Genomic DNA, 12,685 nt, shown 5'->3' with positions numbered 1-12,685 from the left:
GGGCGGCTTTGCTGCCGAAAATCTATAAAAAGAAACGGAGGATTTATTTATGAGAAAGTGTCTCAGATGTGGAACGGAAATGAAAGAAAACTGCGCCATCAAGGTAGAAGGCGCAGGATACGGAATTGTAATGTCATCGGACGAAAATAAGCTGTTCGGCGGCAGGATCGGCAAGCCGAAGGTAGCAATCTGTCCCAAGTGCGGCGAAGTCTCCATCTATGTGGAAGATGTAGAGAAGCTGTGACGGTAAATGGAGGCTGTATGAAATGAAAAAGATTTTATCTGTGTTTTTGATGTCATTCATCGTATTCGCTCTCTCTGCTTGCAATGCTGATGTCGTGAAGATGGAAGATTATGAGTGGAAAATGAGAACGGTTATGAGTAATGATACGGAAGCTGCCCAATATCAGGATGAACTCGTGGTTGCCGTAGGAGAAGTCGACGAGCTGTATCCTGACGCTGAAATCGTGGATATGACTTTGACTGCTAAAGATGGAGAAATCACGATAACGGATACCACAAACGGCAAGACATATAACGGAACTTATGAGGTAATGCAGAAAACGCCGAAGGGAACGGACTATGAGATTATCATTGATGGAGTGACCGGCTATGCTACCGTAGCTCCTACGGAATACTATGACGGAACTGAAATTCCGACGCTGCCAATCAATATAGATGGCTATTCCTTATACTTTATCCCAAATGAGTCGTAATCTACTCAGGTTAGAGAAAGGCATAATGATGAAGATAGAGATAGAAAAGGATTTCCCTCAGTATTTTAAGCCAGCCTATCCGGAAGAATTTGAGCTGTTCTCCCACTTTGAAGTAACAGCAGGAATACCGACCGTTCTCTTTGCTATCACGACTTGGAAAGAGAACGGAAAACCGAATGTGTGCTTTCATTCGTGGAGCTGCTTTCACGGAGATAAGACCGCTTTTTTCGCCGTGATGGGCAACCTGTATCAGCATACCCACACCTATGCCAATATCCAAAGAGAAAAATGCTTTTGCATTAACTTTCTCCCGATAAGCTGTTATGACAGGTTGGTAAATACCATTCATCAGAATGAATGGGACGATGACGAATTTGCAGCAGGAGGCTTTACTGTTTCCAATGCCAAAACCATTCACGCACCTGCGATCAGCGAAGCGTTTCTCACGATGGAATGTACCCTGAAAGAAATACAGGATTTAAGCGGTGCAGGTATTACTGCTATGGTAATCGGACAGGTACAGCACATCTCTGTGGAAGAAGCGTATGCACAAGGGTATGAATTAAGATATGGCAAGGACGGATTTATGCTGCTCGTGCCTGCGCCGCAAGACCTTGTTACCGGAGAGCCGAATCAGTCGGCGATTGCCACCGTGCATATTGAGAAATACGACTGATTTAGGGAGAGAGCAAAAATGGCGGTTTCAAATATAGATGAAATGCTTATAAATGAAAAGATTTACATATAGCTACTATCGAAAAGTCAGAAATCCCACAGAGCAAGTGAGAAACTAATGTTCACGGACAGCTATACCATTCATCGCAAATTCACTACCACATACTGCTGTATCATAGATTTTGAAAAGTACAGATGATATAATCGAGAAGAAATTGGAGGTGGTATATTGAAAGTCGGGATACACATAGACCGCTCTGTGGAAGAAATCGAGGTTTTAATTACAGCGCAGGAGCAAAACAGAAAGGTTGACGCTCTCTATCAACATATTGTGGAATTTGATAAAAGTAGACTTGAAACATTAACAGCATACAGAGATGACATTGCCAAAATTGTGAATGTTTCCGATATTTTTAGAATATATACGGGAAATCAAAAGGTCTATATTCAAACACATCAAGGCGAATATGTTATACGGTACAGATTGTATGAGTTGAATGAGGTTCTCGACAAAAAACAGTTTCTCCGCATCTCCAATTCAGAAATTGTAAATGTCAAAAAAATTCGTGATATTGATTTAAGCATAATAGGTAGGATTTGTATTCGATTTGAAGACAATACACAAACTTATGTTTCAAGAAGATATATCCCGAAAATTAAAAAACATTTAGGAATATGAGGTGATACTTTGATAAAGAAAGCTTTGAAGTTTGGGACAGTAGGATTTTTGATTGGGTGCTTTGCATATTTGCTGTTTTCAATCGTAGTTTCTTTGCGGATGGACACGGGGGATTTCTATTTTGCTCTCCCCGCTTTAATAAACAATTACAACAATGAATTGTTTGCGGTTATTGCCCAGATTGCCACATTTACTTGGCTTGGATTAGCCTGCGGTATTGCGTATTTATTTTGCGAAAATGTTGAATTTGCTCCAGTAAAACAAGTAGTTGGCTATTTAATTTCATTAACTGTTGGGATGTTGCCGTTGGCATGGACGGGACAATGGTTTGAACATGTTTTTATAGGTATATTCAGTTATGTGTTCATTGTCGCCGTTATTTCGCTTTTTATATTTTTGATTGGATTAGTGAAATTGAAATGCGATGTTAATGAAATTAAGCAGGCTCTTGGAATTGGTAAGGAGGACTAAAATGAAGAAATATAGTATGTCGTCAAAACAAATAATCCGTTGGATATTTATAAATTATGGGTTGTTTATACTGGCTTTTTTCTCTTTAGGTTTTATGAGTAATATCAAAAGCGTTGTCGTTATCAATTTTGTTTTAGATGTGATACTGTGCGCTGTTTCTGTCATTCTTAATATTAAACTCTTTTCCACAAAGTATAAGACACCTATTGTGGGCAAAATTGGATTACTGTCTGCAACATTATGTTTCGGATTATTTACTTATTTTGCATTCTTAATGCCACAGAATGGATTGCCCGCAGCCTTATTTAGTTGATTTGCAATAAATACAGAGTGGATACCATGCTCTGTTTGTGACAGCAAAACAAGCTTATAGATAAGGAGGGAGCAAAAATGGCGGTTTCAAATATAAAAGCGCTGATTCCCGGCGAGCTTCACAAAGTGTGGGAGCTGGTATTGGATATTGAAAATTACGCCGATTGGAGAAGTGACCTAAGTAGAACAGAAGTCATCAGTGACACGCAATTTATTGAATATACCAAAGATGGCTACCCTACCACATTCATTGTTACAGTTATTGAGCCATACAAACGATGGGAATTTGATATGGAAAACAGTAATATGAAAGGTCATTGGACTGGCATTTTCACTACCAAAGGCGATGAAACAGAGATAGATTTTACGGAACAAGTGAAAGCGAAGAAATGGCTGCTGAAGCCTTTTGTGAAATCGTATTTGAGAAAGCAGCAGACACAGTTTGTTGCGGATATAATGAAAAATTTTTCGTAAAGACTTACACATAGGAAGGCGGTTTGTTATGAAGAAGTATGAATATATGACAGTTGATTTAAGCGCAGAGCCATCGTTTAATGTTCATATTAAGCTGGAGCGGTATATTGAGAAGCTCAATGAATATGGAAAACAGGGTTGGCGTTTGATTTCCGGAACTGATGACTGGAAGTATTCGATCTTTGAGCGAGAAATTGATGATGAAGAATAATAGACAGGAGGCGTATAACCTATGAAAGATATGATCGGATACTGCGGATTGGACTGCGAAAAATGCGACGCATACATAGCAACCGTCAATGATGATCAGGCTTTGCGGGAGAAAACGGCGAAGCTGTGGGCAGAGTTAAACAACGCCCCTATCCTGCCGGAGCATATTAACTGCGAGGGCTGCCGTATGAATGGGGCAAAAACGGTATTTTGCGAGCATATATGCGAAATCCGGAAGTGTGCGTTCAATAAAGGTGTTTCCACCTGCGGCGACTGCCCGGATTTAGAAACCTGCCCGACTGTCGGGGCGATTCTTGAAAACAATCCGGCTGCTTTGGATAATTTGAAAGAATAGAATACATAGGGTAAGGCTATTTTTTTGATAAGGGAACGAGTAAGATATGAGCTACTCTATAAGGGAAATGCGAAAGGAAGAATATAGTCTTCTTAGTGATTTTTTGTACGAAGCAATTTATATTCCGGCTGGTACGGCTGCGCCGTCTAAATCAGTGATAACTTGTCCCGAATTGCAAGTATACATTGCAGATTTTGGAAATAGCAAACACGATAAGGCTTTGATTGCAGAAGTTGACGGAAATATTGTAGGAGCAATATGGGCAAGGATTATGAACGACTACGGACATATTGATGAGAATACGCCTTCCCTTGCAATGTCTGTTCTTAAAGCGTACAGAGGTATGGGAATTGGAACTTTGTTGCTTACACAAATGTTGTTAGCAGAAAAAGCTGCTGGTTATGCAAAGATTTCCTTATCTGTTCAAAAGGACAATTATGCAGTGAAGTTATATCGAAAAGCGGGATTTACGACAATTTGCGAGACGGATGAAGAATACATTATGATTGTTGACCTAAATTCTATTTGCAAAATGGAGGAAGAAAATGGCTTTTGATTACAAGAAAGAATACAAGGAATTTTATATGCCGAAGAACAAGCCCGGAATTATAGAGATTCCGAAAATGAACTATATCGCAGTCCGGGGAAAAGGCAATCCCAATGAGGAAAACGGAGAATACAAAAATTCAATCGGTTTGCTGTACGGTATTGCCTTTACCATAAAAATGAGCTACAAGGGGACGCATAAAATCGAGGGATTCTTCGAGTATGTCGTTCCACCCCTTGAAGGTCTTTGGTGGCAGGAAAATACACAGGGATTTGATTATGCAAGAAAAGAAGATATGCACTTTATCTCTATGATCCGGCTGCCGGATTTCGTGACGAGGGAAGATTTTGAGTGGGCAGTTCAGGAAGCGACGAAAAAGAAAAAGCAGGATTTTTCAAAAGTCGAGTTTTTCCCTTATGACGAAGGATTATGTGTTCAGTGTATGCACATCGGCTCTTATGACGATGAGCCTGCCACTATTGATTTAATGCACGACTATATGAAAGCGAATGGATACGAACTGGATATTACGGATACAAGATACCATCACGAAATCTATCTGAGCGATCCGAGAAAATGCGATGTGAGTCGGCTGAAAACGGTTGTGCGTCACCCGATCCGGAAAGCGGAGTAAACGGAGGATATTATACCAAAAGAAGTCGAATCAAACGACAACGCTAAACAACATAGTTTTATAAGTGTAAAAGGCGTCAGAAGCTTTCTGACGCTTTTTTGATTTTTATACGGAAAATAAAAATGACTAAATGCAATATATACTTGACATTGAGCAAAATATAATGTATGATATGGCATGGAAGGAGAAAGGAGTATGGTATGAAAAATAAAAAGCTAAAGCTTGCACGAATTGAATGTGATATGAGCCAGGAAGATTTGGCAAATATCGTCGGTGTAACAAGACAAACGATTGGTCTTATTGAAGCGGGAAATTATAATCCAACGCTGAAACTCTGCATTGCTATTTGTAAAGCACTCAACAAAACATTGAATGATTTATTTTGGGAGGAATTATGATGAAAAAAATTAAAGATGAACGCATAGTTCAAATGACAAACAAAATTTTAAGCGAAGCCTATTTTGTATTAGTGCTTTTGCTAATTATTTCTATAATAATTAAAACCTATATAATGGGCGAGCCTTTCACGCAGTACATTACAGAGCTTAGTGTTATAATCGTATCCACAATTTACATTGCAATTAGAAGTATGTTTACAGGTAATAATCTTTTGAATACTTCTAAACGAAATAAAATTTTTACTGTTATGGCTATTTTAGGACTGAGTCTTGCCGTTACTATCTGTAATGGGATAAAAAACTACTCTACCTATGGGGAACAGTACAGTGGCTTATTTGATCTCCATTTTCTTGCAGCCTTAGTAGTTACTTTTGTTTCATCTGCGGCACTTGTTTCTGTTGCTTTTTTATTCATTTATTTATGTCATAAAAGAGGGCAGAAAAAAATAGAAAAGGAAATACTTTCAGATGATGATAATGAGGAATAGGCTATGGAAAAGAAAAAATCAAACAATACAATAACGACACTCATTGTTTTGCTTATAGCAGTCGGAGTTGGTTCATTCGTATGTACTATTTTAGAACATACAGAAATAAATGTGTGGATTGCGAGGGGGATTGGTGCCTGCGTTACAATAGTTGTTGGATTTATTTGTAATTTTATAGTACGGAAAATAAAAAATATTGAAGATAATTAGGAATATCCTTTCGCATAATATTTGAGACTATTTACCATTAAAAAACCGTAGGGCTTCTAAACCGAAGCCCTACGGTTAGCAATATGCGCCTAATGGCGCACATTGCTAAGACCGCCAATCTAAAAAATTGGCGGTCTCTTTCCTACTTTATAGCACTCCAATGTCCGGTTTTCTTGGAGCCTTCACGCACAATCAAATCTTTTTGGATAAGAATTTTAATAGCTCTATCTACTGTTCTCGTAGATATGTTAAGCTGATCGGCAATTTCCTGACGGGAATTTTGCGGAGCTTTTTCAATGAGATGATAAACCGCTAACTCGCTTTTGTTCAGATAAAGCAGAGCTGGATTTAATTCGCCATTTAACTCGCCATTGTCGTCGCTTAATTCGCCATTTAACTCGCCATTCCGTATTGTCGCATTGAGCATAAAGGCGTTATCCGTGTATTCCGGTGCCGGAAGTCCGGCGTCAGACATTTCCTTAAACATACGGTCAACGCCTTCGCCAAACTCCTTCACATAATCATATTCTTGCAGGAAACGGGCGATTTTAGGATTTCTTGAAAAATGAACGGTGCGGATATTGCTCAAACGCACAATGCCGGGGAGCTTGCCGGGACTCTCCACGGTAATGTGATCGTCAAACATTTTTATCTGAATGTCCGTTCCTTTAATGCTGTAATCTCGATGAGCGATGGCGTTGATGATGATTTCTTTCCAAACGAACTCAGGGTATTCCGGCGTAGTGTGAAATCTGCCATCATTTCCAAGCCGTGTGCGCTCCTTGATCTGATCGCCTACAAATTCAAGAGATTGCCGTACCACATCAAGGATTTTTCCCTCGAACATTTTATCTTTGATGACATTCATTTCTGTACCGACCTTTGCCTCTGTCCCGTCATAGCGGATAAAACGCACTCTTGCTCTCGGAAAGAAACGCTGCGGCTCTTTCCCGAAAAGAAGAAGCGCCGCTCCGCTCATTTCTTCTCTTCCATCGTGCCGGACAATGTAATCTTTGTTTTGCCTGATGTATTCCTCGGCGGATTTGAAATAGCCGATTTTCTTGCAGTATTCAGCGACAAAATCCATATCAATATCATCTAAAGCAGACCGGAACACAGGCTCATCTTCATAGTAGCGTGAGCCTTTGGCGTACATAAGCTGTAAGCGTTCGTCAAAGTTCAGCTTCTTTGACTTGTCGCCCGTCCGGTAATATACCTCGTCCTGCTGATTGGCGTGAAGCTCGGAGCTTTGGGGAATCGTCATAATCAAAAGATGATTTGGATTCCCGTCCTTGTCCCTGCAATCAACCGTTTCGGTCGTTACCATTACCGAAGGAGTGCAGTAATCGAAGGGGACACGGAGAATGTCGTTGATATTGTTGGTGTATGCGTCGATACCCGTTATGTCTCCATTGTCCTCAATACCAATGACAAGTGTGCCGCCATCTGCGTTGGCGAAGGCGACGATATGATTGGATAATCCCTTAGCGTCTTTTCTTGCGCTTTTGCGGTCAAAGACCTGATCTTCCTTTTTCGTACATAATTCTTCAAGTGAGTATTTCATAATATAAATAACTCCATTCTGCCAATTTATTTCAAAAATTGATTGCGGTATTCCTGATGACGGAAACGATAGCCCTGTGCGATCAGCGTATCCGTTTTCAATGCGACCAAGTTTATGTCCGAGTGCATTGCCCGTGCGATCTGTTGAATATCATACCCGTTTTCGATATATTCCAGTATTTCATCATCAGGCAGAGAGATTTGGGAAGCAAAGATGTTTGCTTCGTACTCCATTCGGCTTTGCCGCATATCGAAAATATTAAATTCCTTGAAGCCGCCAGCTTTGACCGCTTCTTCTCTATGTAATGCGTCGTGTCCGATCTCGTGCAGCATTACGATACGCTCCATTACAGGGTGCAGATCGTCTTTTATGAAGATAAAACGGTTACGCATTAAAACCTTGTATGCCCCTCGCTGCTTCTTGAACGATAACGGGATAACTTCTATGCCAAGTTCTCGTGCGATTCTGTGCGGATCTCTTGTGCAAAGGTCATTTGCCAGCCGATTCGCTTTTCTGACAATCTCCAAAGTCTGAATATCCAAGAGCAAACACCCCCATTCTACTGCCAGTAAGTATATCTTATCAAATACACTGTCCGAAAAAGAGGACATCAAGCGTTATTTCCGGTATTTTTTGGGAGTGTACTTTTTATTCTTCTCTTTGGCGATCCAGTACGCTTCCTGAATGCCTTTCATCATCTCGTCCAAATCCTCATCGGCAAGCTCGCCGCCTGCAAAAAGCCCCGTAACCTCTGCCATAAGCTCCTTTGCCTGTCTTGCGCCTTTGCTTCCGTATTTGGATTCAGCGTTCAGCAGAAATTCCTCGTCATCGGTAAGCAGATAGTTGACATCGACCTTCAGGACTTCCGCCATCTTATAATAGGTTTCCCTTTTTTTCGGGTAGCGGGTGCCAGCCTCATAATTCGATATTGTCCGCAGAGAAACGCCGATTGCTTTTGCAAGCTCATCTTGCTTTAAGCCTGCCTTCGTGCGGGCTTCTTTTACTTTCTCACAGAATTTCATTTCATCTGACCTCCAAATTATCCCACCTGATTTGAAAATATCTTGCGCACCCATATTGACAAACGCAAGTTAATTTCGTATAATGTCAATACGCAAGTAAGTTGCGTATATATAATACCTGAACTTGCGTGTTTTGTCAAGGGAGTTCAGCAAATTAGCTTGAACTTTTATATACCAAACAAATGATACCCGTTTTAAGGATTGAGGCGAACAGATGGGACGGAAAGATACACTTGCTGCGAAAAGCATTCGGAAAATGTATGAGCAGCTTAATTTGAATCAATCGGATATATTCTCGAAAACAAAACTGCTTCTCAGCGTATACCGTGATGTGGTCTGGATTACGCTGAGCGAATCTGCCTGTGTGAATGAGGAGCTGGTCTATTACGGAGAAGAACTGAACAGCGCCCTTGTTTATTTGGAGCTGTTTGCGTCGGATACCGAGAAGCAGGAGTTTGAGAGCCGTATCAGCGCCTTGTTTGAAAACAAGTGGATGGTTGACCTGATTGATACCGCTATGGCGAAAATATATGACTACCATAACAACGGCAGGCTGTACCACGAAATCATATCAAAAAGCTACCTGACAGCGTTTCGGTATACGGAGAGCGACCTGCTCGATCTCTTGAATATGGAGCGCAGTACCTTTTACGACCGGAAACGGGAAGCGATTTTGCTTCTCGGCGTATCCCTGTGGGGATATGCGATTCCGAGCTTCAAAGGAATCTTTAATATGAAGGGAGATGATGAAAGCGGCGATATTCCCGATTTTTTCAAATAAAGGCTTGTCCGACTAAAGTCCGACGAAATCCCTACTGAATGTCCGACCTTGCGTATGCTACACTGTGTATGCTTCCCGAAGAACGGCTTTCGTTTACAGAACGAGGCTGAAAACGAAATGGCAGAAAATTGGCGCAGTTTTGCCGATGATACGGAAAAGCAAATCTGTTACAATTAGTATGCCTAAAGCTTTGAGAATTTTTCTTGATTTTCAAATGCTGGTTGAATATCTTTTAGGCGGCAATACAGCAGCTTAGGCAAAACGAATTGAATATGTGTTTTGAAGAAGCAGTTATAGCTTTCAGCCTTCGGGCGTGAATGTTATAGCTGCTTTTTTTGTGCAGCCCTTTTCGCTTTTGTCAGGCGGAAAGGGAGCTTTATGTCTATCGCAGTATGGCAGGCGTTTATATGTAGGTATCCGTGATCTCCGGAGTTTTTGATTTCAACCTTGTATATCAAAAATTCCAAATTTAAGGAGATTACGAGATGTCTAAGAAACAATTTAATGAACTGGAGCTACAATTCCAAGAAGAATGCGAAGTTATCAATTTGAAGTACGAGTACGACGGTTACAACGGGGATATAAGCTGGGCAATTATTTCTAATCTAACCGAAGATGAAATATTAGAAAAGTACCGCTCCATTATCGGCGATTATATGCCCTTTATTATTTTGCCTTCAGCCTTTGGCGAAGTGCGTGATGAATATCGGAGAAATGAGAAAAAGTTTCAGATGAGAGCAATCAGAAAACACGATTTCTACAATTTTGAAGATAGTGAAATAGAATTACATCACGCCGAGCTGGTAACTGATGATTTAGAAGAAGCCTTCTTTAAGAGTGAAGAAGAACAAGCTTTGCGAAAAGCCATTCAACTGTTAAAACCTATTCAGAAAGAGCGCCTTATCAAATACTACTTTGAAGGGAAAAGCAGCCGACAGATTGCAAAGGAAGAAGGCGTCGCTTATAGTGCTGTTGACAACTCTATCGCTACCGCACTAAAAAATTTGAGAAAATTTCTGATTTAGGGTGTGCATTTGACCTCTCCCAGTGGGAATAAGTGAAGGGACTTGTTTCTACTCCGGATATGAAACGCCTTTCAAATATGAAAATGAGAGGTTTACATTATGGAACACAAAGACAATCAGAAGGTCAAGCGTGGAGAGATCTACTTATATGATTTCGGCAACAACGAAGGCTCTATTCAAAACGGAATCCGCCCCGTCCTTATCGTACAGTGTGATGAGGGCAATCAGACAAGTACAACGACAGTGGTTGCCGCCCTTACTACGGCAATCAAAAAACGGTTTTTGCCCTCGCATATTATTTTGGGCAGAAATTTCGGATTGGATGAGCCTTCAATGGTTATGCTCGAACAACTGAAAACAGTTAATCAATCTGACCTGACGGAATATATCGGTTTTATCGACAAGGAGCAGCTCTTGCGAAAAATCAATAACGGATTAAAAAGTGCTTTCGGACTGTGGACAAAAAATCCCCGAAGAAAAGGAGAAATCCGTTGCTTATGCAGTCGGTGCTTAGAGGATTATAAGTCTAATCCAGATTATATCGTGAGGCGCTTTGATCCTTTCGCAAAGGAAAAAGAAAAGTGCGATAAGTGCCACCGAATGGGATTTGAGTATATCGTAAGAGAGAAGTAAAATAGGTCTTTCCAAAAAGACGAAGGTAAAACAGATAAAGCCTAAAAGTCAATGATACGATTGGAAAAATCGCATCGTTGTTGAAGTCAGAGAATTTGAATACAATGCAGTTAAATCCAAAGGACAGAGGAGGCGATTGCATTGAAAGAATAAAAGGAGGCACAAAATGGACGACCTCAACGGAAGAATGTTAGGCTCCAAGCAGGTGGCAGAAATGCTCGGCATTTCAGTTTCATATGCTTACAAAATAATCGATCAACTAAACAGGGAACTCGAACAGGCGGGTTATTTGACGCTTCACGGGAAAGTGGATTCTCTATATTTGAAACAACGCTTCTTCCCCAACACAGAAAAAATACCGCTTGCCAATGAAAGGAGTAACGATGGCGCAATACAAGTATCAGGTCAAAAAAGGCGTCAAGTGGATGGTTAAGTTTAACTATTCTGATCCCAAGACCGGAAAGACAAAAACAGAGTACAAAAGGGGCTTTGAAAGCAAGCGAGAAGCCAGAGAATATGAGGATGAATTTCTTGAAAACCTCACCGCAGATAGCGGTGAGGAAGATCCTCTTTACGAACGGACATTTGAAGATGTTTTCCACGAATACCTTATGTCACACAAGCGAGAAGATATTAAGGATTCGACACTACAAACAAAGTACAATATTTTTGAAAAGCATATCTTCCCGACCTTTCGGAATGTGTTGATTTCGGAGATTACTGATGATGATATAGCGGAGTGGCAAGCAAAGATGAAAAACTTTGTTATGCCGAATGGGAAGCATTTTTCCAAATCGTTTTTAAGGACAATTCAGAGTCAGTTCAATTCCATTATCAACTACGCAAACAGCAAAGGGTATCTTAATCAAAATCCCCTTGCGGACATTAAGAATATGGGCATAAAGGATAAACGGGTAGAATTTTGGAGTACATCTGAATATGAACGGTTTGCCTATTGTGCAATGAAGTATCCCAATTACTATTACGCTTTTGAGGTACTTTATTGGTGCGGACTTCGAGAGGGAGAAATGCTCGCCTTAACGCTGCAAGACATTGATCTCGAACAGGCAGTCATCTATGTAAACAAAACATACCAGCGATTTCATAGACAAGACATCATCAGCACACCGAAAACTCCGAGTTCAGTGAGGAAGGTTAGTATGCCAGCTTTTCTTTGTGATGAACTCAGAGAATACATTGATATGCTTTACTCCCCCGCTCCCGAACAGAGGATTTTTGCGATTACCAAGTCAAAACTTACACATCGTTTTCACAAGCTGTCTGAAGAAGCAGGATTGAGGCGTATTACCGTACACGGGTTAAGGCATTCGCATGTATCCCTTCTTATAAGCAAGAAATATGATATTTTTGAAGTGTCAAAACGGATAGGACACAAATCCATTAAAACGACGCAGGATATTTACGGACATCTGTTTGATGAAGTCCAAAAGACGATTGCCAATGACCTTGACAGTCTCAGAAGGAGGTAAA

At 40.6% G+C, this 12,685-nt stretch carries 22 protein-coding genes; 19 read left to right on the top strand and 3 right to left on the bottom strand.

All coding sequences use genetic code 11. The annotated features are described in order from the left end of the window. Window positions 1-49 precede the first annotated feature (49 nt). The 14 genes from WGC32_RS09825 (at window position 50) to WGC32_RS09760 (ending at window position 6,169) form a co-directional block, all read left to right on the top strand. Window positions 50-244 carry a nucleic acid-binding protein gene (locus WGC32_RS09825; RefSeq protein ID WP_173729005.1) on the top strand — a complete coding sequence of 65 codons (195 nt, stop codon included), beginning with the start codon at window positions 50-52 and terminating at the stop codon, window positions 242-244. Between the two features lie 133 nt (window positions 245-377). Further along, on the top strand, window positions 378-716 hold the full coding sequence (locus tag WGC32_RS09820) for a hypothetical protein (RefSeq protein WP_342681629.1): 339 nt from the start codon (window positions 378-380) through the stop codon (window positions 714-716). A gap of 25 nt (window positions 717-741) precedes the next feature. Continuing rightward, a complete protein-coding gene (locus WGC32_RS09815) occupies window positions 742-1,392 on the top strand; it encodes a flavin reductase family protein (protein ID WP_342681628.1) in 651 nt (216 codons plus the stop codon). A gap of 228 nt (window positions 1,393-1,620) precedes the next feature. After that, complete coding sequence (locus WGC32_RS09810) at window positions 1,621-2,070, top strand: LytTR family DNA-binding domain-containing protein (RefSeq protein ID WP_342681626.1); 450 nt, start codon at window positions 1,621-1,623, stop codon at window positions 2,068-2,070. 9 nt (window positions 2,071-2,079) lie between these two features. Continuing rightward, window positions 2,080-2,541 (top strand): DUF3021 family protein, encoded by a 462-nt coding sequence (locus tag WGC32_RS09805; RefSeq protein ID WP_342681624.1) that lies wholly within the window; start codon window positions 2,080-2,082, stop codon window positions 2,539-2,541. A gap of 1 nt (window position 2,542) precedes the next feature. Then, entirely contained in the window at window positions 2,543-2,854 is a 312-nt protein-coding gene (locus WGC32_RS09800) for a hypothetical protein (RefSeq protein ID WP_288245642.1), read from the top strand. 77 nt (window positions 2,855-2,931) lie between these two features. Next, window positions 2,932-3,327, top strand: coding sequence for an SRPBCC family protein (locus tag WGC32_RS09795; RefSeq protein ID WP_342681623.1), 396 nt, complete (start codon window positions 2,932-2,934; stop codon window positions 3,325-3,327). Between the two features lie 28 nt (window positions 3,328-3,355). Next, window positions 3,356-3,538 (top strand): DUF4177 domain-containing protein, encoded by a 183-nt coding sequence (locus tag WGC32_RS09790; protein WP_288245644.1) that lies wholly within the window; start codon window positions 3,356-3,358, stop codon window positions 3,536-3,538. Window positions 3,539-3,559: 21 nt separating this feature from the next. Then, complete coding sequence (locus tag WGC32_RS09785; protein ID WP_342681619.1) at window positions 3,560-3,892, top strand: DUF3795 domain-containing protein; 333 nt, start codon at window positions 3,560-3,562, stop codon at window positions 3,890-3,892. A 46-nt stretch (window positions 3,893-3,938) separates the two neighbouring features. Further along, window positions 3,939-4,448 carry a GNAT family N-acetyltransferase gene (locus WGC32_RS09780; protein WP_342681617.1) on the top strand — a complete coding sequence of 170 codons (510 nt, stop codon included), beginning with the start codon at window positions 3,939-3,941 and terminating at the stop codon, window positions 4,446-4,448. After that, entirely contained in the window at window positions 4,438-5,073 is a 636-nt protein-coding gene (locus WGC32_RS09775) for a GyrI-like domain-containing protein (protein ID WP_342681616.1), read from the top strand. Before WGC32_RS09780 ends, WGC32_RS09775 begins: the two co-directional genes overlap by 11 nt. A gap of 200 nt (window positions 5,074-5,273) precedes the next feature. Beyond that, the gene (locus WGC32_RS09770; protein ID WP_342681614.1) at window positions 5,274-5,471 is read left to right on the top strand and encodes a helix-turn-helix transcriptional regulator; all 198 of its coding nucleotides are present in this window, start codon (window positions 5,274-5,276) and stop codon (window positions 5,469-5,471) included. Continuing rightward, window positions 5,471-5,959: a DUF6773 family protein gene (locus WGC32_RS09765; RefSeq protein WP_342681613.1), complete on the top strand. Its 489-nt coding sequence runs from the start codon at window positions 5,471-5,473 to the stop codon at window positions 5,957-5,959. The genes WGC32_RS09770 and WGC32_RS09765 overlap by 1 nt, the downstream gene beginning before the upstream one ends. 3 nt (window positions 5,960-5,962) lie before the next feature. Then, window positions 5,963-6,169 carry a hypothetical protein gene (locus tag WGC32_RS09760; protein WP_342681611.1) on the top strand — a complete coding sequence of 69 codons (207 nt, stop codon included), beginning with the start codon at window positions 5,963-5,965 and terminating at the stop codon, window positions 6,167-6,169. A gap of 142 nt (window positions 6,170-6,311) precedes the next feature. On the opposite strand, the gene WGC32_RS09755 is transcribed toward WGC32_RS09760, so the two are convergent. The 3 genes from WGC32_RS09755 to WGC32_RS09745 form a co-directional block, all read right to left on the bottom strand. Then, entirely contained in the window at window positions 6,312-7,733 is a 1,422-nt protein-coding gene (locus tag WGC32_RS09755; protein ID WP_342681610.1) for an RNA-binding domain-containing protein, read from the bottom strand. Window positions 7,734-7,759: 26 nt separating this feature from the next. Next, window positions 7,760-8,275, bottom strand: a complete 516-nt coding sequence (locus WGC32_RS09750; RefSeq protein WP_342681609.1) for an ImmA/IrrE family metallo-endopeptidase — start codon at window positions 8,273-8,275, stop codon at window positions 7,760-7,762. 75 nt (window positions 8,276-8,350) lie between these two features. Continuing rightward, window positions 8,351-8,755, bottom strand: a complete 405-nt coding sequence (locus tag WGC32_RS09745; RefSeq protein WP_055161994.1) for a helix-turn-helix domain-containing protein — start codon at window positions 8,753-8,755, stop codon at window positions 8,351-8,353. A 214-nt stretch (window positions 8,756-8,969) separates the two neighbouring features. Here WGC32_RS09745 and WGC32_RS09740 point away from each other — a divergent pair, with 214 nt between their 5' ends. The 5 genes from WGC32_RS09740 to WGC32_RS09720 all read left to right on the top strand — a co-directional run bounded on the left by WGC32_RS09740 (window position 8,970) and on the right by WGC32_RS09720 (window position 12,684). Further along, the gene (locus tag WGC32_RS09740) at window positions 8,970-9,536 is read left to right on the top strand and encodes a hypothetical protein (RefSeq protein WP_342681606.1); all 567 of its coding nucleotides are present in this window, start codon (window positions 8,970-8,972) and stop codon (window positions 9,534-9,536) included. A 485-nt stretch (window positions 9,537-10,021) separates the two neighbouring features. Beyond that, window positions 10,022-10,561 (top strand): RNA polymerase sigma factor, encoded by a 540-nt coding sequence (locus WGC32_RS09735; protein ID WP_342681605.1) that lies wholly within the window; start codon window positions 10,022-10,024, stop codon window positions 10,559-10,561. Between the two features lie 99 nt (window positions 10,562-10,660). After that, window positions 10,661-11,194 carry a type II toxin-antitoxin system PemK/MazF family toxin gene (locus tag WGC32_RS09730; protein WP_342681604.1) on the top strand — a complete coding sequence of 178 codons (534 nt, stop codon included), beginning with the start codon at window positions 10,661-10,663 and terminating at the stop codon, window positions 11,192-11,194. A gap of 166 nt (window positions 11,195-11,360) precedes the next feature. Next, a complete protein-coding gene (locus WGC32_RS09725) occupies window positions 11,361-11,627 on the top strand; it encodes a hypothetical protein (RefSeq protein ID WP_342681603.1) in 267 nt (88 codons plus the stop codon). After that, a complete protein-coding gene (locus WGC32_RS09720; RefSeq protein WP_342681601.1) occupies window positions 11,620-12,684 on the top strand; it encodes a site-specific integrase in 1,065 nt (354 codons plus the stop codon). The genes WGC32_RS09725 and WGC32_RS09720 overlap by 8 nt, the downstream gene beginning before the upstream one ends. The last annotated feature ends 1 nt before the right edge of the window (window position 12,685 follow it).

Origin of the sequence: Zongyangia acetica (genome assembly GCF_038739695.1) — a bacterium.
In the GTDB taxonomy this organism is placed as follows: Bacteria; Bacillota; Clostridia; order Oscillospirales; family Ruminococcaceae; genus Zongyangia; species Zongyangia gallinarum.
This window is presented reverse-complemented; position numbering and strand designations above follow the sequence as displayed.